The sequence below is a fragment of the Niallia circulans NBRC 13626 genome, from assembly GCF_001591585.1.
GTDB classification, from domain to species: domain Bacteria; phylum Bacillota; class Bacilli; order Bacillales; family Cytobacillaceae; genus Niallia; species Niallia circulans.
The window spans coordinates 136159-162191 of the sequence record NZ_BCVE01000007.1 but is presented as its reverse complement, the minus strand read 5'-3'; the positions used below and the strand labels follow the sequence as shown (position 1 = coordinate 162191).

At 34.8% G+C, this 26033-nt stretch carries 24 protein-coding genes; 19 read left to right on the top strand and 5 right to left on the bottom strand.

Going from position 1 to position 26033, the window contains the following annotated elements:
• The first annotated feature begins 91 nt into the window (after positions 1-91).
• From rarD to argH, 13 genes are all read left to right on the top strand, one after another.
• A complete protein-coding gene (gene rarD / locus BCI01S_RS11270) occupies positions 92-1018 on the top strand; it encodes an EamA family transporter RarD (RefSeq protein WP_061798739.1) in 927 nt (308 codons plus the stop codon).
• Between the two features lie 105 nt (positions 1019-1123).
• Positions 1124-2137 carry a signal peptide peptidase SppA gene (gene sppA, locus BCI01S_RS11265; RefSeq protein WP_047941839.1) on the top strand — a complete coding sequence of 338 codons (1014 nt, stop codon included), beginning with the start codon at positions 1124-1126 and terminating at the stop codon, positions 2135-2137.
• 12 nt (positions 2138-2149) lie between these two features.
• The gene (locus BCI01S_RS11260) at positions 2150-2713 is read left to right on the top strand and encodes an RDD family protein (protein WP_047941840.1); all 564 of its coding nucleotides are present in this window, start codon (positions 2150-2152) and stop codon (positions 2711-2713) included.
• A gap of 199 nt (positions 2714-2912) precedes the next feature.
• On the top strand, positions 2913-3599 hold the full coding sequence (locus BCI01S_RS11255) for a DUF2953 domain-containing protein (protein ID WP_047941841.1): 687 nt from the start codon (positions 2913-2915) through the stop codon (positions 3597-3599).
• Between the two features lie 19 nt (positions 3600-3618).
• Positions 3619-4071, top strand: coding sequence for a GerW family sporulation protein (ytfJ, locus tag BCI01S_RS11250; RefSeq protein ID WP_047941842.1), 453 nt, complete (start codon positions 3619-3621; stop codon positions 4069-4071).
• Between the two features lie 167 nt (positions 4072-4238).
• Positions 4239-4739 (top strand): thiol peroxidase, encoded by a 501-nt coding sequence (tpx, locus tag BCI01S_RS11245; protein ID WP_047941843.1) that lies wholly within the window; start codon positions 4239-4241, stop codon positions 4737-4739.
• Between the two features lie 141 nt (positions 4740-4880).
• Positions 4881-5864: a class I SAM-dependent methyltransferase gene (locus BCI01S_RS11240; protein WP_061798736.1), complete on the top strand. Its 984-nt coding sequence runs from the start codon at positions 4881-4883 to the stop codon at positions 5862-5864.
• Positions 5865-6134: 270 nt separating this feature from the next.
• On the top strand, positions 6135-7325 hold the full coding sequence (locus BCI01S_RS11235; protein ID WP_047941845.1) for an acetate kinase: 1191 nt from the start codon (positions 6135-6137) through the stop codon (positions 7323-7325).
• 183 nt (positions 7326-7508) lie between these two features.
• Entirely contained in the window at positions 7509-8345 is an 837-nt protein-coding gene (locus tag BCI01S_RS11230; RefSeq protein ID WP_047941846.1) for an EcsC family protein, read from the top strand.
• Between the two features lie 65 nt (positions 8346-8410).
• Positions 8411-10732 carry an RNA polymerase recycling motor HelD gene (gene helD, locus BCI01S_RS11225; RefSeq protein WP_047942139.1) on the top strand — a complete coding sequence of 774 codons (2322 nt, stop codon included), beginning with the start codon at positions 8411-8413 and terminating at the stop codon, positions 10730-10732.
• Entirely contained in the window at positions 10725-11231 is a 507-nt protein-coding gene (locus tag BCI01S_RS11220; RefSeq protein WP_047941847.1) for a MogA/MoaB family molybdenum cofactor biosynthesis protein, read from the top strand. The genes helD and BCI01S_RS11220 overlap by 8 nt, the downstream gene beginning before the upstream one ends.
• Before the next feature lie 320 nt (positions 11232-11551).
• Positions 11552-12760: an argininosuccinate synthase gene (locus tag BCI01S_RS11215; protein WP_047941848.1), complete on the top strand. Its 1209-nt coding sequence runs from the start codon at positions 11552-11554 to the stop codon at positions 12758-12760.
• On the top strand, positions 12757-14148 hold the full coding sequence (gene argH, locus BCI01S_RS11210; protein ID WP_061798734.1) for an argininosuccinate lyase: 1392 nt from the start codon (positions 12757-12759) through the stop codon (positions 14146-14148). Before BCI01S_RS11215 ends, argH begins: the two co-directional genes overlap by 4 nt.
• A gap of 67 nt (positions 14149-14215) precedes the next feature.
• Here the strand turns inward: argH and BCI01S_RS11205 are convergent, their stop codons facing one another.
• Positions 14216-14662, bottom strand: a complete 447-nt coding sequence (locus BCI01S_RS11205) for a universal stress protein (protein WP_047941850.1) — start codon at positions 14660-14662, stop codon at positions 14216-14218.
• 109 nt (positions 14663-14771) lie between these two features.
• Between BCI01S_RS11205 and BCI01S_RS25250 the strand changes: the two genes are divergently transcribed.
• Entirely contained in the window at positions 14772-14918 is a 147-nt protein-coding gene (locus BCI01S_RS25250) for a hypothetical protein (RefSeq protein WP_156485418.1), read from the top strand.
• A 254-nt stretch (positions 14919-15172) separates the two neighbouring features.
• Here the strand turns inward: BCI01S_RS25250 and BCI01S_RS11200 are convergent, their stop codons facing one another.
• Positions 15173-15784: a cupin domain-containing protein gene (locus tag BCI01S_RS11200; protein WP_061798732.1), complete on the bottom strand. Its 612-nt coding sequence runs from the start codon at positions 15782-15784 to the stop codon at positions 15173-15175.
• A 260-nt stretch (positions 15785-16044) separates the two neighbouring features.
• Positions 16045-17145, bottom strand: a complete 1101-nt coding sequence (locus BCI01S_RS11195; RefSeq protein ID WP_082810047.1) for a M24 family metallopeptidase — start codon at positions 17143-17145, stop codon at positions 16045-16047.
• Positions 17146-17373: 228 nt separating this feature from the next.
• Here BCI01S_RS11195 and BCI01S_RS11190 point away from each other — a divergent pair, with 228 nt between their 5' ends.
• From BCI01S_RS11190 to BCI01S_RS11180, 3 genes are all read left to right on the top strand, one after another.
• Positions 17374-17619, top strand: coding sequence for a hypothetical protein (locus tag BCI01S_RS11190; protein ID WP_047941852.1), 246 nt, complete (start codon positions 17374-17376; stop codon positions 17617-17619).
• 578 nt (positions 17620-18197) lie between these two features.
• Positions 18198-19517 carry a CBS domain-containing protein gene (locus tag BCI01S_RS11185; RefSeq protein WP_061798730.1) on the top strand — a complete coding sequence of 440 codons (1320 nt, stop codon included), beginning with the start codon at positions 18198-18200 and terminating at the stop codon, positions 19515-19517.
• A 15-nt stretch (positions 19518-19532) separates the two neighbouring features.
• A complete protein-coding gene (locus BCI01S_RS11180; protein ID WP_061798728.1) occupies positions 19533-20465 on the top strand; it encodes a DHH family phosphoesterase in 933 nt (310 codons plus the stop codon).
• Between the two features lie 81 nt (positions 20466-20546).
• Here BCI01S_RS11180 and ytrI read toward each other — a convergent pair whose 3' ends face one another.
• Both ytrI and ytrH read right to left on the bottom strand, forming a co-directional pair.
• Positions 20547-21056, bottom strand: a complete 510-nt coding sequence (gene ytrI, locus BCI01S_RS11175) for a sporulation membrane protein YtrI (protein ID WP_047941855.1) — start codon at positions 21054-21056, stop codon at positions 20547-20549.
• Positions 21057-21389, bottom strand: coding sequence for a sporulation membrane protein YtrH (gene ytrH / locus BCI01S_RS11170; RefSeq protein ID WP_016202788.1), 333 nt, complete (start codon positions 21387-21389; stop codon positions 21057-21059). It lies immediately after the preceding gene.
• A gap of 460 nt (positions 21390-21849) precedes the next feature.
• Here ytrH and dnaE point away from each other — a divergent pair, with 460 nt between their 5' ends.
• On the top strand, positions 21850-25212 hold the full coding sequence (gene dnaE / locus BCI01S_RS11165; protein WP_061798726.1) for a DNA polymerase III subunit alpha: 3363 nt from the start codon (positions 21850-21852) through the stop codon (positions 25210-25212).
• A 157-nt stretch (positions 25213-25369) separates the two neighbouring features.
• Positions 25370-25990 carry a FadR/GntR family transcriptional regulator gene (locus BCI01S_RS11160; protein WP_082138306.1) on the top strand — a complete coding sequence of 207 codons (621 nt, stop codon included), beginning with the start codon at positions 25370-25372 and terminating at the stop codon, positions 25988-25990.
• Positions 25991-26033: the final 43 nt, after the last annotated feature.

Here is a 26033-nt window from a genome sequence, read left to right as displayed (position 1 = left end):
TTACAAAGATTTCTAAAAAAGATTGATTGTCAGCCTCCAAAAAAATGTATATAATATGGAATATTTCGATTATAGAAAGAAGCGATGAAAAATGGAGAAAAATAATGTTCGGATTGGGGTCATCTTTGCGGGGATTTCCTATTTAATATGGGGGCTGTTTCCGATATATTGGAAACATCTGCAAGGAGTAGGAGCAGATGAAATTCTTGCAAATAGAATATTTTGGTCGTTTATTTTTATGTGTATTTTACTTACTATTACACGGAAATGGACATTGTTTTTTCAAACACTACGATCATTTAAGTATCAAAAAAAACAGGCGATTATGCTATTTATAGCTTCTGTGCTAGTTAGTTGTAACTGGTTTATCTATATTTGGGCGGTAAATGCCAACAAAATAATCGAAACGAGTCTTGGGTATTATATAAATCCATTAGTAAGTGTATTATTAGGCATTTTTGTGATGAAAGAAAAATTATCGAAGATCCAGTATGTATCCGTACTATTAGCTGCAATCGGAGTTTGTATTATTACATTCGCCCATGGAGCCTTTCCTTGGATAGCAATTTCTTTAGCAATGACATTTGGTTTATATGGCTTGGCAAAAAAATTAATCAAAGTTGATTCCGATGTAGGATTAACATTGGAAACCATGTTTATTACCCCATTTGCGCTCCTTTATATCGGTTATTTATTTGCAAAAGGGAATCATGCCTTTTTGGCTGTTTCAACCAGTTTAGACTTTTTGTTAATTATATCAGGCGTGTTGACAGCTGTTCCGTTATTATTTTTCGCTAAGGGAGCGCAGCGGATTCCTTTATCCATGCTAGGATTCATACAATACTTAACACCTACATTAACATTAATTCTTGGTGTATTTGTTTATCACGAACCATTTACAACGGCACACTTATTAGCATTTATATTTATTTGGTCTGCATTAACGATTTATTCTCTTTCACGAACAAAGCTATTTTCTTCAGCAAAAAAGAAAGAAGAAGCTAAAGGAATAGCATAAGAGAAAAATAATAAAATACTATAGTTGGAATTATGCATTTTTCTGAAACATTTTTCTTGGTAGAACGTAAAGGAAAGAGAACGAATATTAGGGGGTTTTGAGTGAATGAATGGAAAACGTTGGGCAGCTTTAGGCATAGCAGGTGTTATTTTTGCCTTCTCCATTATTACTAGTTTGGTATCAATAGCATTTACAACCGATGTGGAAGAGTTATTTGGACAATTTCTAGGTGAAGGTAAAGCGCCTTATGTAGAAGAATACATAGAGGATGGAAATATCGCTAATAAAATTGCAGTTTTAGAAGTGTCTGGAACGATACAGGATACTGGTGATGCTGATTCTCTTTTTTCAGCAGCTGGATATAACCATACTTCCTTTATGGAAAAGCTGGATTATATAAAAGAAGATCCAAGTGTAAAAGGGGTTATTTTGAAAGTGAACTCTCCAGGTGGAGGAGTAGTGGAAAGTGCACAGATTCACGATAAAATAGTGGAAATTCAAAAGGAAGCTAAAATACCTGTTTATGTCTCAATGGGATCAATGGCAGCTTCTGGAGGTTATTATATTTCAGCCCCTGCTGATAAAATTTTTGCAAGTCCTGAAACATTAACTGGTTCGCTTGGTGTTATTATGAGTGGATATAATTTTGAAGGTCTAGCTGAAAAGTATGGTGTTGAATTTGTTACAATTAAAAGTGGTAAATACAAGGATATCATGAGTTCTACTAGAGAAATGACAGAGGAAGAAAGAGACATTTTACAACGATTAATTGATAATTCATATGCTGGTTTCGTTAAAGTCATCGCAGATGGACGAGGTATGAAAGAGGCAGAAGTGAAGAAAATCGCAGATGGTCGTATCTATGATGGAAGACAAGCGAAGGAATTAAATTTAATTGATGATTTTGGTTATTTTGATGATGTGGTAGAAAAGATGAAAGCAGACTATCAATTAAATGATGCTGCGGTTGTTAAGTATACGGACAATACTGGCTTTGGTTCCTTGTTTGGCGTGACTGCGAAAAAATTAATTACAAGTGAGGATAAAGAATTAGCAAATATATTAAAAATCGTCACAAATGCTAACTCACCTCGACTAATGTATTTATATGCAGAATAGGAGGGGAACTAATTGAGTAATGAACATGAAAAGTTGGAAACTGAAACTTCTTTAAAGGGAGAAACAGTGTCAGAATCTACTATTTCATATAAGGAAACAGTAGATAGGGATGAGCAGACACCAAATGTACCAAAAGAAAAGAAGTTGCCATTGGGGGAAGCTCCTTATGTGTATGCAGGATTCTGGATGCGCTTTTGGGCATATCTAGCAGATTTAATTATTGTTTCAAGTGTCAATCGAATTCTAATCTATCCGATTTTACGAATAGCCGATATCCCGTTATACGAATCAGGGATTTTCTCAACAGTAAACATTTGTACAGCTATTACGTTTTATTTATATTTTGTGTTAATGACAAAGTTTTTGAAACAAACATTAGGGAAAATGATTTTTGGATTAAAAGTTGTACCGATAAACAAAGAAAAACTAACATGGGATACTATTCTTTTCCGTGAGTGGATAGGTCGATTTATCTCTAGCAGCTTTTTCATTTTATATGCATTAGTTGCCTTCTTACCAAAGAAACAAGGACTTCATGATATATTTGCTGATACGGCAGTAGTACATGACCGATAACAAAAATGAGACGAGGATTGCAGTATTTTAACGAATATAGACCCGAACAATTATACGGAAATGGTAATTTTCGTATAATCGTTTGGGTTTTTTTATTGATTTTGTGAAACACGCTTTCTGGTAATTAACTGCAGACCTAGCATGTTTAATTTTGGCTGCTTTATCCAATAATAATAAGCTGAAGGGAAGTGTTGCCAAAATGAAAGTTCTTTTCATTCTAGCTATTATTATTGGTGCTTTTTTATTACTTCTACTATCTTTATGTTTTTTTAAATTAACGATACATATCCGCTATTACCATAAGAAAGATAACGATGATTTAAAAATAGAAGTTCGTGCGTTATTTGGAATTATTCGGTATAAGAAGACGATACCACTAATCAAAATAGATGAGGACTCTCCTTCATTAGTAATAGAAGAAGAAACAGAAATAACAGGCAAAAAAGAGACAATGGAGGATACGAAACAATTTTCTGGCTCAGATTTATTAAATTTTTTATCAAATTCCCAAGAGTTATTAAATCATGTTGTTCATTTTCACCGCATAGTAAGAGCGTTTTTAGCAAAACTAACAATAAAGAATATAGAATGGAGCTCCATTGTGGGCCTAGGAGATGCGGCGCATACAGGGATGGTTTCGGGTGCAATTTGGGCAGTAAAAGGCAGTATCATCGGAATGATGAGTAATTATATGAAGCTGCGTGATATGCCGAAAATAAATATCTATCCTCAATTTCAGGGAGTTGCCTCTGAAACATTATTTTCTTGTATGATTCAATTTCGGTTAGGGCATGCTATGATGGCAGGAATTAAACTGGTGAAATATTGGAAAGATGGTTTCCCTAATTTTAAAACAAATGAAACGTCTATCCAAAGTAAACAATAGACAATGGAGGAATAGGAAAATGTCAGATCATCCGATTCAAGGCTTAATGACAACTGCGATGGAAAATTTAAAAGAAATGATTGATGTCAATACGATTATTGGCGATCCTGTCGAAACACCAGATGGCAGCGTTATTTTAACTGTTTCTAAAGTTGGATTTGGATTTGCGGCCGGAGGGAGCGAATTTACGTTAGAGAATCATTCATTAAATGATTCTTTAACAAAGCATCCTTTTGGTGGAGGTAGCGGTGGTGGAGTTAGTATTACACCAATTGCATTTTTAATTGTAAATGCTCAAGGAGTAAAAATGGTCCACTTAGATGAAAGTACCCATCTTTATGAAAAAATCTTGGATATTGCTCCACAAGCTGTTGATAAAATTCAGCAAATGTTTGCCAAGAAAGATTTATCTTCTAATTCCAACAGTAGTGAAGGACAATCACAGCAACAAAAAGAAGATATTGAATTTTAATGTTCAGCAAACTGCGAATTTAATTGTTAGCAAAACGAGTTCACAAGAATCGGTGAGCTCGTTTCACTTTGCCTGTAAATATCCTTAAACAGTTCGTATTTTTTGCAAATAGTAGCAACTATCGATATGATTGATAGTAATTACATATGAATATGGAGGAGAGACAAATGGCAAATGTAACATTTAAACATAATCCAGTCACACTGATTGGGAACGAAATTAAAGTTGGAGACAAAGCTCCCGAATTTACTGTATTAGCGAATGATATGTCAGAAGTGACTTTAGCTAGCTCAAAAGGAAAGATTCGTCTTTTTAGTGTAGTTCCTTCTGTTGATACAGGTGTGTGCGATGCGCAAACAAGAAAATTTAATGAAGAAGCTTCCAAGCTTGAAAATGTGGAAGTAATAACAGTAAGTGTCGATTTACCTTTTGCGCAAAGAAGATGGTGTGCAGCAAGTGGGTTGGAAAATGTTATTACCGTATCAGACCATAGAGACTTGTCTTTCGGGGAAGCATATGGTGTTGTGATGAAAGAATTGCGATTATTAGCACGTGCTGTTTTCGTAGTAGATGCTAATGATACGGTAACATACGTAGAATATGTAAGTGAAGGAAGCAATCATCCAAATTATGAGGCAGCAATCGCAGCAGTAAAAGAAGCTAATTAATTTGCCGAACGGCAGATAATACAATCGATTATCTGGTTAATTTCTTAACCGTATGATAAGCTAGAGTTTGGCCTTTTAAAAGGGACAGACTCTTTTTATTTGGTTTATTTTATAAGAAATCTATAATAATTAGGTGATAACATGAACATTTCTCCAGTAGAAGAATTATTTACAGTTTTTAATGAAACAGCATTGATTATACAAGAAGAACTAGAATATACGTATTTAGAATCTTTAGCTTTAACAGGAGAGAATATTTTTCAAGAAGCGATTTTACAGGAAGAGTTAAGTGAATTAAGTAAAAAAAGATTAAAAAAATCATATGAAACGATTCACTTGGCTAAATATTCAAAAGAGGAAATTCGTAAAGCATTTCAATTAGTCATTTTAAAAGGAATGAAAGAAAATACACAGCCTAATCATCAAATGACACCAGATTCAATTGGAATCCTCTTTGGTTATTTAGTACAAAAGTTTTATACGAGTGAAGAGCTTCGGTTATTAGATTTGGCAGTTGGAACAGGCAATCTATTAACAACTGTGATGAACCATCAAGTCGGTAAGAATATTGCAGCCTACGGTGTTGATATTGATGACTTGCTTTTACAGTTAGCATTAGTAAATGCGAATCTTCAGGAACAACCGATTGAATTTTTTAACCAAGATAGCTTAGAGCATTTGTTTATTGATCCAGTCGACGTTGTCGTAAGTGATTTACCAGTAGGGTATTATCCGAACGATATTCGTGCGAATGAATTTAAAGTGAAAGCGGAAGATGGGCATACATATGCACATCATTTGTTCATCGAACAAAGTATAAATTATGTTAAGCCTGGGGGCTATGCTTTCTTTGTTATTCCTAATAACTTATTTGAGTCAGAGCAAGCGGCTAAACTTCATGACTATATAAAAGAAGAAGTACACATACAAGCAATAATGCAATTGCCGGAAACGCTTTTCAAAAATAAACAGTCCGCAAAAAGTATATTGATTCTACAGAAAAAGGGGAATAATATAGTAGCACCAAAGCAAGTTTTACTTGCAAAAGTTCCAAGCTTCTCTAATATGCGTGCAATGGAACAAGTTTTAAGTGAATTAGACACATGGATACAAGCAAATAAGTAAGGATAATAATTTAAATTACGTTAAGTGTTATAAGACAGTTTCCTTTTATTATATAGAAGATAATCGGCGCAAATTTGTCTTTTTTTCGAAAAATCGACGAAAATCTAAAAAAAAATGAATAACTGGGCATAATGTGCTTGAAATGTTTCTAGTAGAATGTTTTAATGAAAAACTGAAAGAAGTAAATCTTGTCTGTTGTATGATTCGATCTGTTCAATGTCAGGCAAAGTAAATAAAAAGTTGTTATACAAAAGGGGAGTAAATCATTTTATGGCAAAAATAATTGCGATTAATGCTGGTAGTTCTTCACTAAAGTTTCAATTGTTCGAAATGCCAAGTGAAGAAGTAATTACAAAAGGTTTAATAGAGCGCATTGGATTAACTGATGCTGTATTTAATATCTCTGTCAACGGAGAAAAAATCAAGGAAGTTACAGAAATTCCTGATCATGATGTCGCTGTTAAGATTCTTTTAGGCAAATTAACAGAATTAGGCATTATCGCATCTTTAGATGAAATCGAAGGAATTGGCCATCGTGTTGTTCACGGCGGAGAAGAATTTGCTGATTCTGCAGTAATTACAGATGATGTAATTGGTAAAATTGATACTTTATCTGAATTAGCACCTTTACACAATCCAGCTAACTTAACTGGTATTCGTGCATTCCAACATGTATTGCCAAATGTTCCGGCTGTAGCAGTATTTGATACAGCATTCCATCAAACAATGCCGGAAAAATCTTATTTATACAGCCTTCCATATGAATATTATGAGCAATATGGAATTCGTAAATATGGTTTCCATGGTACAAGCCATAAATACGTGTCTCAACGTGCTGCTGAATTATTAGGCCGTCCTATTGACCAATTACGCTTAATTTCATGTCACCTAGGAAATGGTGCTAGTATTGCAGCTATTGAAGGTGGAAAGTCTGTTGATACTTCAATGGGATTCACTCCTCTTGCAGGTGTTACAATGGGAACTCGTTCTGGTAATATTGACCCTGCGTTAATTCCGTTTATCATGGAAAAAACAGATCAATCTGCTGATGAAGTATTACAAGTATTAAATAAGAAGAGTGGTCTTTTAGGAATCTCTGGTTTCTCCAGTGATTTACGTGATATTACAGAGCAAGCAAAAGAAGGCAACGATCGTGCGGAACTTGCATTGAGAATTTTTGCAGATAACATCCATAAATACATTGGATCATATGCATCTGGAATGAACGGTGTAGACGCAATTATTTTTACTGCTGGTATTGGTGAGAACAGTGAAATTGTTCGTGCTAGAGTTCTTCAAGGGCTTGAATTTATGGGAGTTTATTGGGATCCAACATTGAATAAAATCTCTGGTGAAGAGTCATTCATTAACTATCCACATTCTCCAGTAAAAGTAATGGTAATCCCAACAAATGAAGAAGTAATGATTGCAAGAGACGTTTGTAGATTAGCTGGTATTTAAGTTAAGCGTACAAAGGTCTAGGATGAAAAATTAGAAGACAATCTTTTTCGTAGCATAATGTACGAGAAAGATTGTCTTTTTCCTATTAAAAAAGGAATACTACTTGAATGGATAAATATATTGTCTTTTATTGGCTTCTTTTAGTAAAATAAGGAATGATTCTTATTATTCAGGGGGGATTAAATGCTTACAAAAGCTGAAGCTTATTATTTGGATAAATTAGAGCAATGGGAAAATGAACGGAAAAGTGAACGATCAATCAAAATTCTCCATCTTTATTCTGATTACATAGATACTGGCTTATCCTATTTACCTGAATGGCAAAAACAAAAAATTGTACGATCACTTAATAATATCTTATTCCATCTTCATGCCATCTTAATTAATTCCACATTTCAACGAAACACCGCTCAAAAAATTATGCAGCAGGCAAGAGTACATAATGAATCAATCTTCACTTTAAGAGATATGACAAAATTGAGTATAGACCAATTACAATCCATTGCAGAAAAACAAATGGCTCATTACAGGATGCTTGCCTCGGCCCAAGGGGCTTTGGCTTCGAAGCATACTGGTTTTTTCATGGGCGATTTTCTCTCGATGCTTATTATTAATCTTCGATCCGTTCAGGTTCTTGCTTCGCTATATGGGAGACCAGCTGATAGTCCCAATGAAATCATGACAGCATTGAAAGTTTTCTGTGCAGGGTGTTTACCGCATGAGCAGCGAAAAGAAGCATGGAATGAGCTAATGGATGAATTGGAGAAAGAACAGCAAGGTTTCTTTTATGATGGAAAGGATGAAATAGTTCAGGAAAAGATGCTGCACTCTTTATTAAGTGAGCTGATAAAGCTTTCATTTATCTTATTTTTTAAAAGGAAATCGAGTATGGCTGGTACCATAATAGGAGCAGCGGCGAATTACCATTTTACGAAAGAGATGACGGAATTGGCACATCATTTTTATCAAAAAAGCTATTTACTAAGTAAACGAGATGGAATTTATCCGTCTTTAAGATAAGTGTAGCAACCGGGACCAAAAAGGTGCGGATGGAAATTTTCTTATAAATGGAGAAAGGGGAAACTATGGAAGACTTTTCATTAGACGAATGGGAACAGGAAAGGGAAAGACTTGAATATACGAAAAATTATATGAATATTGTTTTGCATGAGGCGCAGATCAATCAAGGGACATTACAGGAAAATGTGCGAGAATCCATAAGCAATGAAGAGGCGCTTGACAGTAGTTTGAGTTATATCAACTATTTAACGAATAGTAAGTTTTTACAGCTTGCAACAACCGAGTTAAGTATTTTAAAACGTATTTTAGATACTCCCTATTTTGCGCGGATTGATTATCAAATGAAAGGGAAATCCCAAAAGAATGTCTATTATTTAGGAAAAACTTCGCTTTTTGAAAAGGACACACAAAAACCAATAATTGTAGACTGGCGTTCACCAATTGCAAATGTCTATTACGATGGACGATTGGGCGAAGTTTCATACGAAGTGAATGAAGAAACGATTGAAGGGCATTTATCATTAAAAAGACAATTTAAAATTGAAAAAGGAGAGCTCCTTCATTATCAGGATATTGATTTAACTACAACAGATGAATTATTGCAGCAATCTCTTGCTGGAAAAGCAGACCAGCGACTAACAGAGATCATTTCAACTATTCAAGCTGAACAAAATGAAATAATTCGAGCAGATCTAAATCGGCCAATCATTGTCCAAGGAGCGGCCGGAAGTGGAAAGACCACTATTGCTTTACACCGAATATCCTATTTTATCTATAACTATGCAAAATATTTTCAGCCTGAGCAATTAATGATTATTGCGCCAAATAATATGTTCATCGGTTATATTGCACAAGCGCTGCCTGATTTGGGAGTAGAGAAGATTCGTCAAACGACATTCCTAGATTATGTTTTACTATGCATTGGAAAGAAAATGAAAGTAATTCAGTCAAATAAGAAATTACTAACATTTATAAATCATAAGAACAAACAAGAAGAACTGGTTAAGTGGCTTTCCCGTTATAAAGGATCTTTAGAATATAAAAAGGTAATGGATAAATATTTAGTGGATATATGTAATGAAATGAGTCCAAAAGAAGATTTTCGGGTAGAAAAATTCCCGTTATATGGAGCAAAGAAACTGGAGCGTTTATTTAAGAAGGAATACGATTATCTTCCCTTAATCAAACGGAAGGAGAAAATAAAGGGAATCTTACAAGCTGATTTAAAACGGAAAAAGAAAATAATTTTAAGTAAGTTGGAAGATAAGTATGAAGATGCATTAGATCGTGCCTTAAAGATAAAAGAAGATTCAAAGCGGAAAGAGAAAGTTGTCTATTTTCTAGACACGAAGGCAGAAAGAATAGCAACTGTAAAAAAAGAAGCTTCAACTGCTGTTAGAAGATATATGAAGACAATGGAGACAACCGATTTATATGAGTATTATTCCAGATTATTTGCGGATAAGGAGCTCCTTAGAAAATATACGGAAGATTCGCTAACAGAAAAGCAATTAGATTATTTGATTGCCTTCCAGCGAAAGATATTAAAACAAAAGAAAGTGGAAATCGAGGACTTAGGGGCATTATTTTATTTGCAGTATAAAATATTTGGCATAGATAAAGAATATCGAGCGAAGAATATTGTCATTGATGAAGTGCAGGATTATAGCGAATTTCAGCTATATGCCTTAAAAGCAGGACTAGAAACAGATATGTTTACCCTTGTTGGAGATTTAGCACAAGGGATTCACTCCTATCGGGGATTACAGAACTGGCAGACATTACAGCAAACTATTTTTCCGCGCGCGAATTATATGACCTTGCAAAAAAGCTACCGGACTACGATTGAAATTATGTTTTTGGCAAATGAAATTTTGCATTTAGTCAATGAAGATTTGCCCAAAGTGAAACCAGTTGTCCGCCATGGAGAAAAACCGACTGTTCATTTATATGAGCAAAAACAAGAATTGATTGACAGAATGATTCAAGTAGCAGATCGACTGCATAATGACGGTTATCACTCCATTGCTATTATTGGTAAAACAGAGGAAGAATGTAGAGCAATATTGAAAGAGATGCAAAAAAGAAAAGTGCCTAATGTCCAATTTCTTCAAGAAAATGAAGAGCTTGAAAAGAAATATTTAATTATAGTACCAAGCTACCTTTCCAAGGGACTGGAATTTGACGCAGTTCTTCTTTTTACGTTAAATGAGTCTTTTTCCCAAGAAGAAATAGATTTAAAGCTTTTATATGTTGCAATGACAAGACCAATGCATCGCCTTCATTTATTTACACGCGACAAAGCCACGTTATTATTGGATAAGGCACATAAAGCATATTTTACAGTGGAGAAAGAAAACGAGCGAAAGAGTGGGGAATATGAATAAACAAATCCATACGAAGCATCAATACTTACAGGTTGGCTGTAAAGTGATAACCGTTAGTGATACAAGATCTGAGGAAAATGATAAAAGCGGTAAATTGATGATTGATCTGTTAGAACAGGAAAACCATTCTATACAAAAGTATGTCATCGTAAGGGATGAGAAAGAACAAATTGTACACGAAATAATGACGGGGGTACAATCAGCTGAAATTAATTGTATTCTCTTAAATGGAGGGACAGGAATTTCACCCAGGGATATTACCATCGAAGCCATTAAACCTCTCCTAACAAAAGAATTAGATGGATTTGGAGAACTGTTTCGAATGTTAAGCTATACAGAAGATATAGGCTCTAGTGCTATATTATCAAGAGCGATTGCTGGAACGATTAATAATACGGTCATTTTTTGTACTCCAGGATCTACAGGTGCTGTACGGCTTGCGATGAACAAATTAATCCTTCCTGAATTAAGTCATGTCGTCAGCGAATTGCATAAATAATAATAAAAAGGTCAATAACTTTTCAAGTAAAGAAAAGGGTTGACCTATTTTTATATATAAAAATAGAATTTATCTACTAATGAAATGTATAAAATAATGCATAAAAGATTAAGTTTATTTTTATAGATACAAATAGTTAGTTTATTAATAGGATGTATACTGAGATTCCTATCTTTTTGTGTGTATAAAAATAAAATTATTTAAATTTTTATAAAAATTCTATTGAAATTATTAGGGAAAGTTGTTAAAGTGATACATATAGTTTTTGAATAAAAATATAAATAAATGAATATTTATTCGAATATAGGAGGAATTAGGTAATGGCAAATCCAAAAGTAGTCTTAGCATATTCAGGAGGATTAGATACATCTGTAGCAATAAAATGGTTACAGGATCAAGGTTATGATGTAGTAGCTTGCTGCTTAGATGTTGGTGAAGGAAAGGATTTGAACTTTATACAACAAAAAGCACTTTCGGTTGGTGCAGTTCAATCTTATGTCATCGATGCAAAAGAAGAATTCGCACAGGATTTTGCACTTACTGCTATGCAGGCACATACCCTTTATGAAGGAAAGTATCCCCTTGTTTCTGCATTATCAAGACCTTTAATTTCCAAAAAATTAGTAGAAGTTGCAGAAAAAGAAAATGCTGTTGCGGTCGCACATGGATGTACGGGAAAAGGAAATGACCAAGTGCGTTTTGAAGTATCTATCCAAGCATTAAATCCTAATTTAAAAGTATTAGCACCAGTCCGTGAGTGGGGATGGTCTCGTGAAGAAGAAATTGCTTATGCAAAAGAAAAAAATATTCCCATCCCGGTTAACTTGGATAGTCCATTTTCTATAGACCAAAATCTATGGGGAAGAAGCAATGAATGTGGAATTTTAGAAGATCCTTGGGCTGCCCCTCCAGAAGAAGCGTATGACTTAACGGTAAGTCTCGAAAATGCTCCTGATCAAGCAGATATTATTGAAATTGAATTTAAGGAAGGTGTTCCTGTCAGCATAGATGGTATTACTTATTCTTTATCTGCGCTAATTCTTGAGTTAAATAAGATCGCTGGAAAACATGGTGTGGGTAGAATCGATCATGTAGAAAATAGATTAGTAGGAATTAAATCAAGAGAAGTGTATGAATGTCCAGGTGCTTTAACATTGATGAAAGCACATAAAGAATTAGAAGATATTACGCTTGTAAAAGAAGTAGCTCATTTTAAACCAGTTATCGAAAAGAAAATCACAGAAGTTATTTATGAGGGACTTTGGTTCTCTCCAATTACAAAAGCATTGCAAGCTTTCTTGCAAGAAACCCAGAAAAACGTGACAGGAACGGTTCGCGTGAAACTATTTAAAGGGCATGCGATTGTAGAAGGAAGAAAATCACCGTATTCTTTATATGATGAAAAACTTGCTACGTATACTTCCGACGATGAGTTTGATCATGCAGCAGCGGTTGGCTTCATTAAACTTTGGGGACTTCCTACAAAGGTTCAAAGCATTGTGGAAAACGACAAGAAGGTGTCTGTGTGAAGAAGTTATGGGGAGGCAGATTTACAAAATCTGCCGAGGAATGGGTAGATGAATTTGGGGCGTCCATTTCCTTTGATCAAGAACTAGTGTTAGAAGATATAGAAGGGAGCATTGCCCATGTGGAAATGCTCTCTAAGACAGGGATATTGTCAGTAGCAGAGGCAGAGAAAATCAAAAATGGATTACTTACTCTAAAAAAGCAAGCAGAAAAGGATGAATTATCTTTTTCTGTAAAACTAGAAGATATCCATCTTAATTTAGAAAGTAAATTAACGGATTTAATTGGTCCTGTAGGTGGGAAGCTCCATACTGGTAGAAGTAGAAATGATCAGGTTGCAACAGATATGCATCTTTACCTGCGAAAACAAGTGAAACAAATTATCCAATTATTGAATGAGCTGCAAAGCTCGTTGCTGGAAAAGGCAGAGCATCATATTGAAACAGTAATGCCTGGTTATACACATCTTCAGCGTGCCCAGCCTATCTCTTTTGCGCATCATTTAATGGCGTATTTCTGGATGTTTGAAAGAGACAAACAGCGATATCAGGAAAATGTAACGAGAATTAATGTATCACCACTAGGTGCAGGTGCTTTAGCAGGAACAACCTTTCCTATTGATCGTTCCTATAGTGCTGACTTACTTGGCTTTGATTCCATTTATGAAAATAGTATGGATGCAGTAAGCGATCGTGACTTTATTCTAGAATTTCTATCGACTAGTTCTATTTTAATGATGCATCTATCGCGCTTTAGTGAAGAAATTATTCTTTGGTCTTCTCAAGAATTTAAATTTATTGAATTAGACGATAGTTTTTCCACGGGAAGCAGCATTATGCCCCAAAAGAAAAATCCAGATATGGCTGAATTAATCCGAGGAAAAACCGGACGGGTTTATGGAAATTTAATGGGCTTGTTAACTGTATTGAAAGGTTTGCCTTTAGCATACAATAAAGATATGCAGGAAGATAAAGAAGGGATGTTTGATACCGTAAAAACGGTGGTTGGCTCTTTGCGCATTTTTGCTGGTATGATTCAAACAATGAAGGTTAATGAGCAAGGAATGGAAAATGCCACGAAAAATGACTTTTCTAATGCTACAGAATTAGCTGATTATTTATCAGAAAAAGGGATGCCATTCAGAGAGGCACATGAAGTAGTAGGGAAATTGGTTCTATACTGTGTGAATAAAAAATGTTATTTGCAGGATTTAAGTATTACAGAACTACAAGCGGCGAGCAGCTTATTTGAACAGGATATCTACCATGTATTGAATCCCAGAACGGCAGTTGAAAGACGAAATAGTGCTGGCGGAACTGGATTTACCCAAATAAAGCAGGCGATTGAAAAAGCAAAGCTTTGCGTTTTGGAAAAAGAAGAAGTGAAGTAAAAGAAGAAAATTCTATTATTTGATTGCAAACACTGCTTTCAATAATAGAACTTTCTTCTTTTTATTTCTATTGATCACTGCTTCTAACAATTAAAACATCACAAGGAGCATTTCTGGTAATTCCTTCAGAGACACTGCCGATAATAAATCTCTCAACGGCATTTAAACCTGTCGCTCCACACACAATTAAATCAGCTTTGTACTTTGTCGCAATTTCTCGAGGAACTACTGCTCTTGGAGAACCGAATTCAATTGCCTTTACAACATTCTCAATTCCTGCTGCAGTTGCTTGAACAATATATTTATCTAAGAGCTCATTAGCGAATTCATCTGATTTAGCTGCAATGGATTGATCGTACGCAGCTACTGTTGCAAAAGATCTCGTATCAATAACATGGGCAATGACAAGCCTAGCATTATTTTCTTTTGCGATTGAAATCGCTTTCTTTATAGCGTTATCAGCCTCGTCAGAACCATCTACTGCCACAATAATGTTTTGATAGTTTACGTTCATAAGCATTCACTCCTTAAGTTTATCTACTTCTATTATATACCCAATTCATGCATAAGTTTAACTTTTCAATCAAATAATAGGGGGAAAAATAAGAAAGGAAGGAATAGAGATGCACAAACAAAATGAAAGTATACAGAATGATTTTCAATTTGATGAAAAAGGAAGCGAAGAAGTAACTGCCCAAGTGATGGAATCCTATAACGACGGTGCGGTTGATGCCTTCTTGGATAAAGAGCAGAAACAAATAAAGGACTAAACAAAAAAGACTGTAGGAAGAGCCTGAGCCTTAAATGATAGGCGAATAATAACTAATTCCACCTATCATTTAAGATAAACTAGTTTTAAGTTACTATGACCTGCGGCTGAATGGAGGAGGCTGAACCTCCCTCAACGCTCTCCTGGTGGAAAGCAATATATACCATTCAGCCTGTGAGTACTGTTGCAAAACAAATCGTCCTTTTTAAATAAATAACTGCCCTAATTTTTAATCCATCATCTGCACTCAACTTGTTAGTAATTTCTTGGAATGTAGTAAGGCTGGTAGATAGGCTGAGGATAAGGGGCGTCTGCATAATAATTTTGACTAGAACTATTTCTACTAATCACTGGGCCAAGAATTGTTGTTTTATTAATGGGAGAGATGGTGGATTTCCACTTATGAAGATCCAATGAATAAGTATGTGCCATTAAGTCTGAAGGAGTTAGACGAAGTAAATCAGAGCCAAAGATTGCTTCAGGTGTAGGTGCATTGAATATAGCTAATAAATGTGTCTTATTTGTATTTGCGATTTCATAATGCCACCAGCCTTGGGGAACATTAGCTACTTGGCCAGGCGTAATGGTATAGTTTAGGATTTTTTTTGTAAAAGGATTTAATAGTGAAACAGTAGCAGAACCGGAAATGCAGTATACGAGCTCTGCCGCATTTTGGTGAATATGTGGTTCAACTACAATATCTCTGCTTAAATAGATATCTAGCAATGACACATTCTCTAACGAATTTAACTGTTGTTCTCCTAAAACATTAATATAGTTATGACTATCTCTTGTGAAAAAATTACTTTTATTTACATCAAAATGGTATTGGATTTTTGGATCTGTATAATCTACATATTTAACCATTCTCTTCTCCCCCATTTATTCCTTTTTAAGTTTAGGTATCTTATGTAAAATATAAATTTAGGTGCAAGTACATTAAAAGAGAAGATAATAGATTCGTTTTTTTGGGGGCATGAGTATTTCAATCACATATAAACCCCAACGATTATACGGAGATGCTAGGGGAAACTCCGAATTATCGTTGGGGTTATTTAGAAAACAGGTTTGTGGTTAACATCAGCATGACAGATATTAAAAAACAGGCGGATTTTCTTGTTTACCATTTATTGAATAATTTGAAGCTCTTTCGGAAATTTAGTTAAAATCTCCACTCCATCTTTTGTAACATAAACATCATCTTCTATCCGAACTCCTGCAACATTCGGTACATAAATTCCCGGCTCGATTGTATATACCATACCTTCTTGTAAAACTAGGGAATTTGTTTCAGTTAAGGAAGGGAATTCATGAACACTAATCCCTAATCCATGCCCTAAACGGTGAGGGAAAAACTCGCCATAACCTGCTTCTCTTATTGTGTTTCGAGCAGCTAGATCAACAGTAGCACAAGAAACGCCTGGCTTAGAGGCTTCAATCGCTGTAAGCTGAGCTTTTAAAACTGTATCATAAATATCCTTTTGCTTATCATTAATGTCGCCAAATGCCACTGTTCTGGTTATATCGGAACAATATCCATCAACAACAACCCCTAAGTCAAATAATACTAGGTCTCCTTTTTTGATTTTTGTCTCTCCTGGATTACCATGAGGGGAAGCGCCGTTCACACCAGTTAAAACCATGGTTGAAAAGGACATCTTACCAATTCCTTTTTTCTTCAATTCATATTCAATTGCAGCTAGAATTTCCATTTCAGATTTGCCTTCTGCTATTTCATTACAGCCTACTTCTATAGCGAAATCAGCCCATTTACAAGCTTCTTTTATCTTAGCTAATTCATCTGATGTTTTTATCATGCGCAAAGTATTAATTTTTTCTTCTGCTGAAACATATCCTTCAATGTTTGGAAATGACGTTTGAAGTGCCTGATATCTTGCCACATTCATGTGATCTATTTCAAGAGCTACTTTTGTTGTACGGTTTGTACGGCTTTGAACCATACTTTGAATAGCCTCCCATGGATTTTCTGTATCACTATAGCCGATGATATCATAGCTCCACCCGGCATTTTTAGCATCATTTGTTTCCATTGCAGGACAAACTAATATCGGATCGTTTTCTGGGAAGACAATCAAAGCCAATAATCTTTCATGTGGATCACTATAGAATCCGCTAAAATAGAAAATATTATCTGTAGAAGTTAAAAAAGTGAAATCAATTTCTTCCTGCTTCATCCAATTTGCTAGAGACGCTATTTTTTTTTCCAATTCAACCTACCTCCAAGTGTTTCTTAACAAGTCTATACTTTTTTCCATTTCCTTATATTGTAGGACCAGTTAAATATTATTCTTATCCTATAAGATTATCAACATAAATCGTGTATGTAAATATTTAGACTTACGAAACTTTCTGTGTGATCAGATGCTTTAGCTAATTTTTAAATACTTTTTTTGTCCTTGTCCGCATAGGATAGTATCAAGGAGGTTTTAGCGACTATGAATAAGAATAGATATTTACTATGTATATTATTATGTGGTGTCCTTTTATATTATGGAATGCCAAGACTTTCTCCCTTCAGTAACGGGGCTGAAGGAATATTTTCGGTTACATGGCTAGCCTTTGCCTTAATGGTAGTAGCGGGAAATTTAACTGCATTACTATATACCCCTAAAAAACCACGACCAGCCAAAAGGTCCTATAGTAAAGCACAGAAAAAGAAGAAAATCTATTATTACCAATAAGATGAAAAGAGGAGAGAGATAGAACTAAAACGAAAATCTATCTCCCGTTATCAATAAATAAGGGTCCGTATGCTGGTAAATGATTATGCGGGTCTTTATTGCCGATATCCGTATAATGTGGTTCGATTTATTTACGGCTGGAATTATTTTCTTCCAGCCCTTTTAGCATGTAATATTTTAATACCAATCAGATTTTTTTAAAGAAATAAAGATGTCCACAAAAGACATACTCCACTCAAAAAACAAAATGACTGAATGTTTTAATGGCGATTAACAGAGAATTCATTGAATACCCTAGTAGTTCACTCTATAATAAAGATATACAAGCTTTTTTCAATAGATTTTTTACCTAGGGAAATCATAGATATTAAAGAAGGCAGCTTTAAATGAAAGAAATTAATAGTTAGCCGAAAACTATTGAAACATAGATGGATAAATTGTAATAAATAGAAATAAATGGTATGAAAATGTCTAGTACAGGCAGTTTTCGCATAGAACAAACGAGAGAGTTTAACCAATAGAATTTTCTAAGTTTGTCTGCGAGAAGCAGTGTGCTTTTCTTAAAAGAGGGTGGTAATTTGGCTACAAAACATGAGCAAATATTAAATTATATTGATGAATTACAAGTAGGAGAAAAGATTTCTGTTCGACAAATTGCGAAAGCATTAAATGTAAGTGAAGGAACAGCTTATAGAGCGATAAAAGAAGCAGAGAATAAAGGGTATGTAAGTACCATTGAAAGAGTTGGTACAATTAGAATTGAACGAAAGAAGAAAGAAAATATTGAGAAGTTAACCTATGCAGAAGTAGTTAATATTGTGGATGGACAAGTTCTTGGTGGGAGAGCTGGTTTACATAAAACCTTAAATCGTTTTGTTATTGGGGCAATGAAATTAGATGCAATGATGCGTTATACAGGTCCTGGAAATCTCTTGATTATAGGGAACCGTGTGCGGGCACATGAACATGTATTAAAAGCTGGTGCTGCGGTTTTAATTACAGGTGGCTTCGATACAGAGGAACATGTGAAACGTTTAGCAGACGATTTGCAGCTCCCGATTATTTCAACAAGCTATGATACATTTACTGTTGCAACGATGATAAACCGGGCAATCTATGATCAGCTCATAAAAAAAGAAATTGTTTTAGTAGAAGATATTTTAACACCGCTTAAAGAAACGATTTACTTAAAGACAACGGATGATGTTGCTTTGTGGCATAAATATAATAAAGAAACGTTACACGGTCGGTTCCCAGTAGTGGATCATAGTTTAAAAGTACAAGGGATGATTACATCAAAGGATATCATTGGAAAATCGATGGATATGACGATCGATAAAGTCATGACAAAACACCCAATGACGGTTAGTGGCAAAACAAGTGTTGCTTCTTGTTCGCATATGATGGTATGGGAAGGAATTGAAGTCTTGCCAGTTGTAGATGAAGCAAACAAGCTAGAAGGGATTATTAGTAGACAAGATGTATTAAAAGCGCTGCAAATGAACCAAAGACAGCCTCAAATTGGCGAAACGATTGATGATATTGTCACAAAGCATGTCTTGTTGACTAAAGGAAAAAACAAAGGGGAAACAGCCTTTTCCTGTGAAGTAACTCCGCAGATGACGAATCACTTAGGGACCATATCTTATGGGGTGTTTACAACGATTGTTTCCGAAGCGGCGAACAGAGTACTTAGATGGTTTAAAAAAGGTGATTTAGTTGTCGAAAATATGACCATCTATTTTATCAAGCCAGTTCAAATGGATAGTGTTATTGAAATAGTTCCCAAAATTTTAGAAGTTGGACGAAAATTTGGGAAAGTCGATGTAGAAGTTTTTAACCACGGAGTACTTGTTGGAAAAGCGATGATGATGTGTCAATTAATCGATCGTCATTAATGAAAGGAGAAATAAATGAAACAGAAAATACTAGATGCGATAAGAGCCTTTAATACTATCATTATTCATAGACATGTCCGTCCAGATCCAGATGCATATGGATCGCAAGGTGGATTAGCAGAAATTATAAAAACTTCTTATCCCGATAAAAACGTCTATACGGTAGGAAAAGAAGAAGCTTCCTTAAACTTTTTACGAAGACTCGATGTCATTGATGACAGCACCTATGCTGATGCGCTGGTCATTGTATGTGATACAGCTAATCAAGAAAGAGTATGTGACCAGCGCTATCTGACTGGGAAAATGCTAATAAAGATCGACCATCATCCAAATGATGATGCATATGGCGATATAGTTTGGGTAGAGACTGCAGCTAGTTCGACAAGTGAGTTGATCTATGAGTTTTATTTGTTTGGAGAAGATCAGGGGCTAAAGATGAGTGATGAGGCTGCAAGGCTGCTATATGCGGGAATTGTTGGAGATACTGGGAGATTTCTATATCCAAGTACATCGGAAAAAACATTTCTTTATGCCGGAGAATTAATCAAATATTCTTTTTCGCGCACAGAAATGTATGACCAAATGTATGAACTCGATCCCCATATTGTCAAGCTGAGTGGCTATGTTCTGCAAAATTTTCAAGTTCATGCAAATGGAGTAGCAAGTATGAAGCTCAATAAGGAAATATTAGCTCAATTTCAGGCAACTCCTGCAGAGGCATCGTTACTTGTTAGCAGTCTAGGGAGTGTAAAAGGTTTAAAAGCATGGGTCTTTTTTATTGAAGAAGCAGATCAAATTCGTGTAAGATTGCGTTCAAAAGGACCAGTTATTAATGGAATTGCAAAAAAATATAATGGTGGAGGACATCCAATGGCCTCAGGCGCAACCATTTATCAATGGGAGGATGCCTGTAAAGTAGTGAAGGATTTAGAAGCAGTTTGTAAATAAGGTAGTTTTCTTATGGCTTAATTATTCAACAAGAAAGAAAAAGGGTGCAATCCGTTACGTTATAATGGATTGCACCTCTTTTTAATCGCCAAAGGTGACTCTTAATTCGACATGAACCGTTGTATAAATAATCAACTCTGTTACTTTAAATTTATAACGCTTTTTATCGGAAACAACTACTTTGTTTTCAATCGACTTTTTTAACAGTGCGCGACTTTTATAGACCATATCGAGGTCTTTTGCAATAATGGTCGATAAATCTTCTTTAATGGCATCTTCCATTTCTAAGGCATTAAAGGGTTTAATATCATATTTTTCTTTATCTGTATTGTTTATCTTTACAACGATATCCTCCACTGTCAGCTTTTCTTCGGTCGTTTTATTTTGTGCAGCAAATTCCTCTTGCCATATTTTTTTCTCTCTTTCTAAATCCTCAATAGTTGCTTTTTGTGTTTTAATTTCCGAGCTATATCGTTCCTGCCATACACCAAAAATAAAGACAAAAATACACCAACTGATTACTCCACCGATAACCATTCCGGCAAAAAAACGTTGTACAGCCTGATTTTTATAATATGGTGGAATTCTCATTTATATATACTCCTGTGTAATCCACTTAATAATTGTAATGCCTGTATGAGCTCCTCCGAAAGCAGAAACGATTAATAAGATTTGTTTGAATAGGTCTTTTGTGCCAGCATCATAGATTCCTTTTTCAATCGTATCAATAGCATCAAAGGTCCCGCCAATCGCTGTAACAATCGCCCAAATTTTGATGATTCCAGAAATGCGTATGATTTCAGTAAGGAGTGGTTTTCCGGTTAGAAATGCAGCAAGTCCACCTAAAAGTGCGCCTCCTAAAATAACCCCTAAGGCAATAAAGTAGCTTTCGATGAAGGTAGGGAAGAATGGTTGTTGATTCATACGTTTACCTCTCTAACTTTTATTAGTTTTTGTTTCTAAGCAGGCAATAAATCAAATAGAATGAAGTCTTCTCCATAGAGCAAAATATTTATTCTCACGGTTGTATATTTTTCTCATATCTTGTAATCTTCTATTCTTCTTCTTATTATTATGGACAATCTATTGCATTTATGAATGAATTTAAAGGTCGATTATACAAGTGTTGAAGTTTCACGTCATTCCTTAATAAAGAGAACATATTTTCTTTTTTTGCTGTGAACATCTATAATGAAAGGAAAAAGTCTTTTATTTTGAGGCAAACTAATAAGATAGAATAACAATGATTGCTTTTTTAAGGGAATAGCCTTTAAAGTGGTAAAAAGGTTTGTAAATAAAGCAAAAATGACATCTTCTCTAGCATTTTTATATATTTTTTTGTTATAAGGAAAAAAATTTTTTAAGAAAAGTGGTGAATTAATTTATGTCTTTTATACATCTTCAAGTATCTAGTGCATATAGCCTTTTATCTAGCACGCTTTCGATAAAAGAGTTAGTTACAAATGCTAAAAAGCATGGCTATCGTTCTATTGCTTTAACAGATCGCAATGTGATGTATGGTGCAGCTTCTTTTTATAAAGAATCATTAAAGCAAGGGATAAAACCGATTATCGGACTAACAGTAGATGTAATAAGTGAATGGGAAGAAGATAATGTTTATCCATTGGTCTTATTAGCTAGAACTAGTCTAGGATTTAAAAATTTATTGAAAATTACGAGTGCTGTTCAAACAAAAAATCCACAGGGAATTCCTGTGAAATGGTTAAAGCATTATGCTAAAGGTCTCGTTGCAATCTCACCTGGATTTGAAGGGGAGATTGAACAAAATTTACTGAGGGATGATACGGAATCAGCAAGAAATACATTAATGCTATGGAAGTCCATTTTTGAACCTGGTCAATGCTTTTTATCTATTCAAAGACACGGCATTGCGGTGGAAGATGCACTAAATGAAAAGTTACTCAGATTAGCTTCTGAAGAAAAAGTCAAGCTGGTAGCAACAAATAATGTATTTTACCTGGAGGAGGAGGACCATTTTGCTTATGAATGCTTAAAGGCAATCAAAAATGGGGAGAAGCTTTCCGATATAGAGCAAGATGAATGGAGTTCTAATCAGCATTATCTAAAAAACAAAGAAGAAATGATCACATTATTCAATGATCAACCAGATATTCTGGAAAACACATGGAAGGTAGGAGAGTCTTGTCAGATTGAAATGAATGGCATACTTGCTACCTTACCTAAATATACTGTACCTGCAGGAAAAAATGCTCTTAGTTATTTAAGAGAATTATGTATGGCTGGTTTAAATGACAGATATTCTCATCCTTCTCCAGAACACACAGCACGGTTGGAATATGAATTGGACATCATTGGGAGAATGAATTATAGTGACTATTTCTTAATTGTTTGGGATTTTATGAAGTTTGCGCGAGAGAACGGAATTCTAACAGGTCCTGGAAGGGGGTCAGCTGCGGGATCAATCGTTGCCTATGTTTTACATATTACAGATATAGATCCTATTAAATATCAATTGCTTTTTGAAAGATTTTTAAATCCAGAGAGAATTTCCATGCCAGATATCGATATTGATTTTCCTGATAATAAGCGGGATAAAGTTATTTCATATGTGAAAAATAAATATGGAGAGCTGCATGTTGCGCAAATTATTACCTTTGGTACGCTTGCTGCTAAAGCAGCTTTGCGTGATGTTGGGCGAGCCTTTGGCTTATCTGTTAAAGAGTTGGATGAACTGTCAAGAATGATCCCATCTAAACTAGGTGTTAATCTCAAACAAAGCTATCAAGAATCCATCCGTTTGCAGCAATTTGTTGAATCATCTCCTCGAAATCAAAAACTATTTGATACTGCATGTAAAATCGAAGGGCTTCCAAGGCATACATCAACCCATGCTGCCGGCGTGGTTCTTAGTCAACAGCCCCTTGTTGATATTATTCCGATTCAAGGTGGTCATGACGATATTTATTTAACACAGTATAGCATGGAATATTTAGAGGAACTTGGCTTATTGAAAATGGATTTTCTTGGTTTAAGAAATCTTTCTTTTATTGAAGCTATTCTTGATATGCTTTATAAAGCAACAAAGAAAAGAATAGATATAAGAAAAATACCAATTGATGACCCAAATGTTTTCAAGCTATTAAGTAGAGGAGATACAACAGGGATCTTTCAATTGGAATCAGAAGGAATGCGCAATGTATTAAAGAGGTTACAGCCAACTAATTTTGAAGATATTGTAGCTGTTAATGCGCTTTACCGTCCTGGACCTATGGAGAATATACCGCATTACATCAATAGAAAACATGGCAAAGAATCGATAAACTATTATCATCCTGATTTAGAAGAGATACTAAAGAGCACCTATGGAGTGATTGTTTATCAAGAGCAAATTATGCAAATCGCTTCTAAAATGGCTGGGTTCTCACTAGGAGAGGCGGATTTGTTAAGACGAGCTGTGAGTAAGAAACAAAAGGAAATTCTGGAAAAAGAAAGAATTCATTTTGTAAAAGGAGCAGAAAGAAAAGGATATCATGAAAAAACAGCGAATGAAATATATGAGTTAATTGTGCGTTTTGCCAACTATGGTTTTAATAGAAGTCATGCAGTAGCATATAGTATGATTGCTTATCAGCTTGCCTATTTAAAAGCAAACTACCCCCTGTATTTTATGGCGGCACTATTAACATCTTCCCTTGGAAACACAGGGAAAATAATTCAGTATATTCAAGAGTTAAAACAGATGAATATTGAATTGACTCCGCCTTCTATTAATCAAAGTAATTACTTTTTCCGTGTAGAAAAGAATAAAATCCGTTATAGCTTAGCAGGCATAAAAGGTATTGGCGGAAATGTATTAAGAGAAATATTAAAGGCGAGAAGTCAGAAAAAATTTGAAGATTTGTTTGATTTTTGTATACGAGTTTCCCCGAAGACGGTTAACAGAAGAGTCTTGGAAATGCTTATTTATTCCGGAAGCTTCGATGAATTCGGAGTAGATCGTGCTATTTTGCTGGCATCTATTGATGTAGCCATACAGCACGCCCAATTAGTTCATCCAGAGGATGAAGAGCAAAATGATTTATTTAGTGAGGATGATTTCTTTTTTAAACCGAAATATGTAGAAGTAGAACCACTCAGAGTGGAAGATAAATTAGCTTTAGAAAAAGATGCCTTAGGATTTTACTTATCAGACCATCCTGTGTCTATCTATAAGCCGTATCAAGCAACTTTGCAAACCATTGCTATTAATGGAATGGAAGTAGGAAAAAAACATAAAAGCATTGTCTATATAACAGAAATAAATATCATTCGCACTAAAAAAGGGGAGCCGATGGCATTTATCCAGCTGAGTGATCAGAGCGGAGAAATGCAAGGTGTTATATTTCCAACTATTTTTAAGAAATATCAAAGTCTGCTTAACTCGGGTGAAATCGTATATTTGGAAGGGAAATGTGAAGAAAGAAACGGCAGTAAACAATTTGTTATTCAATTAGTTGAATCGATGAGGACGATTGTCCAGTCACTTTCTAAAAAGGAACATAAGTTGTTTATTAAAGTGATGAATGAGAAGCATATGATGAACCAAAGATTAGAGTTACTGGCGGTTATGAGAAAATTCCCGGGAACTACTCCAGTTATTATTCATTATGAGGAAACAGGAAAAAACATCGTTTTAAACGAAGAATATAAAATTTCACCAAGTAAGGAATGTATCGCTGAATTATCTACTTTACTAGGTGCTAATCGCGTTTTCTTATCCGAATAAAACTTTACAACTTTAAAAAGTTGTTATATTGTTTAATAAGCTGACTGGTCAGACCACTTAGCCTAAATTTTTGGATTGGATATTTTGTACTTATACTTTATTTATTTTCTTATAACATTGCCTAAAAAGGCAAGAAAGAAGTGAGTGATGACATAAGGTGAATGAATCATCTTCAAAGGAATCCAAATTATATGTGGATATCGTGAATCATTTACGAGAAATGATTGATCAAAACGGCCTGAAACCAGGGGACAAGCTTCCCTCTGAACGAGTATTGAGTGAAACCCTGCATGCAGGCAGATCATCCATCAGGGAAGCTCTGAGAGCATTAGAGCTGCTTGGGTTGATTGAAACAAGAAAAGGGGAAGGAACCTTTCTTCGTGATTTTCAAGGTCATAAATTAGTAGAATTGATCAGTACTTTTATATTGCAGAATGATAAAGCAAAACAAGACGTTTTGGAAACAAAGAACTATATTCAATTAAATGCTCTATATATTGCCATGGAAAAAATTACAGAAGATGAATTGGCACATTTAAAACAGTTGGTAAATGAACGAGAAATATCAGAAAGTGAGTTTTTCTTTCAAATCATTAAAATAGCTGATAATTTCTTGGTCCATCGTTTATGGACTATTTTAAATGACTATTATCATTCACTAACAATTCCTGCGAAAGAATGGAAGAGGGAGGATTACCTCCTTCTTTTAGATTCATTAAAAAAAAAGAATCAAATGCAATTATGGAGTGTATTTAGTAATTACAATAATTTTAACTGATTATTGGTGCTTGGAAATGATAGGAATCCGATTCAAATCTAAA

Bases quoted from the DNA above. Each gene is read 5' to 3' on its own strand.
- rarD (WP_061798739.1), top strand. From the start codon at position 92: ATGGAGAAAAATAATGTTCGGATTGGGGTCATCTTTGCGGGGATTTCC.
- sppA (WP_047941839.1), top strand. From the start codon at position 1,124: ATGAATGGAAAACGTTGGGCAGCTTTAGGCATAGCAGGTGTTATTTTT.
- BCI01S_RS11255 (WP_047941841.1), top strand. From the start codon at position 2,913: ATGAAAGTTCTTTTCATTCTAGCTATTATTATTGGTGCTTTTTTATTA.
- ytfJ (WP_047941842.1), top strand. From the start codon at position 3,619: ATGTCAGATCATCCGATTCAAGGCTTAATGACAACTGCGATGGAAAAT.
- tpx (WP_047941843.1), top strand. From the start codon at position 4,239: ATGGCAAATGTAACATTTAAACATAATCCAGTCACACTGATTGGGAAC.
- BCI01S_RS11240 (WP_061798736.1), top strand. From the start codon at position 4,881: ATGAACATTTCTCCAGTAGAAGAATTATTTACAGTTTTTAATGAAACA.
- BCI01S_RS11235 (WP_047941845.1), top strand. From the start codon at position 6,135: ATGGCAAAAATAATTGCGATTAATGCTGGTAGTTCTTCACTAAAGTTT.
- BCI01S_RS11230 (WP_047941846.1), top strand. From the start codon at position 7,509: ATGCTTACAAAAGCTGAAGCTTATTATTTGGATAAATTAGAGCAATGG.
- helD (WP_047942139.1), top strand. From the start codon at position 8,411: ATGGAAGACTTTTCATTAGACGAATGGGAACAGGAAAGGGAAAGACTT.
- BCI01S_RS11220 (WP_047941847.1), top strand. From the start codon at position 10,725: ATGAATAAACAAATCCATACGAAGCATCAATACTTACAGGTTGGCTGT.
- BCI01S_RS11215 (WP_047941848.1), top strand. From the start codon at position 11,552: ATGGCAAATCCAAAAGTAGTCTTAGCATATTCAGGAGGATTAGATACA.
- BCI01S_RS11205 (WP_047941850.1), bottom strand. From the start codon at position 14,662: ATGAACGTAAACTATCAAAACATTATTGTGGCAGTAGATGGTTCTGAC.
- BCI01S_RS25250 (WP_156485418.1), top strand. From the start codon at position 14,772: ATGCACAAACAAAATGAAAGTATACAGAATGATTTTCAATTTGATGAA.
- BCI01S_RS11200 (WP_061798732.1), bottom strand. From the start codon at position 15,784: ATGGTTAAATATGTAGATTATACAGATCCAAAAATCCAATACCATTTT.
- BCI01S_RS11190 (WP_047941852.1), top strand. From the start codon at position 17,374: ATGAATAAGAATAGATATTTACTATGTATATTATTATGTGGTGTCCTT.
- BCI01S_RS11180 (WP_061798728.1), top strand. From the start codon at position 19,533: ATGAAACAGAAAATACTAGATGCGATAAGAGCCTTTAATACTATCATT.
- ytrI (WP_047941855.1), bottom strand. From the start codon at position 21,056: ATGAGAATTCCACCATATTATAAAAATCAGGCTGTACAACGTTTTTTT.
- ytrH (WP_016202788.1), bottom strand. From the start codon at position 21,389: ATGAATCAACAACCATTCTTCCCTACCTTCATCGAAAGCTACTTTATT.
- dnaE (WP_061798726.1), top strand. From the start codon at position 21,850: ATGTCTTTTATACATCTTCAAGTATCTAGTGCATATAGCCTTTTATCT.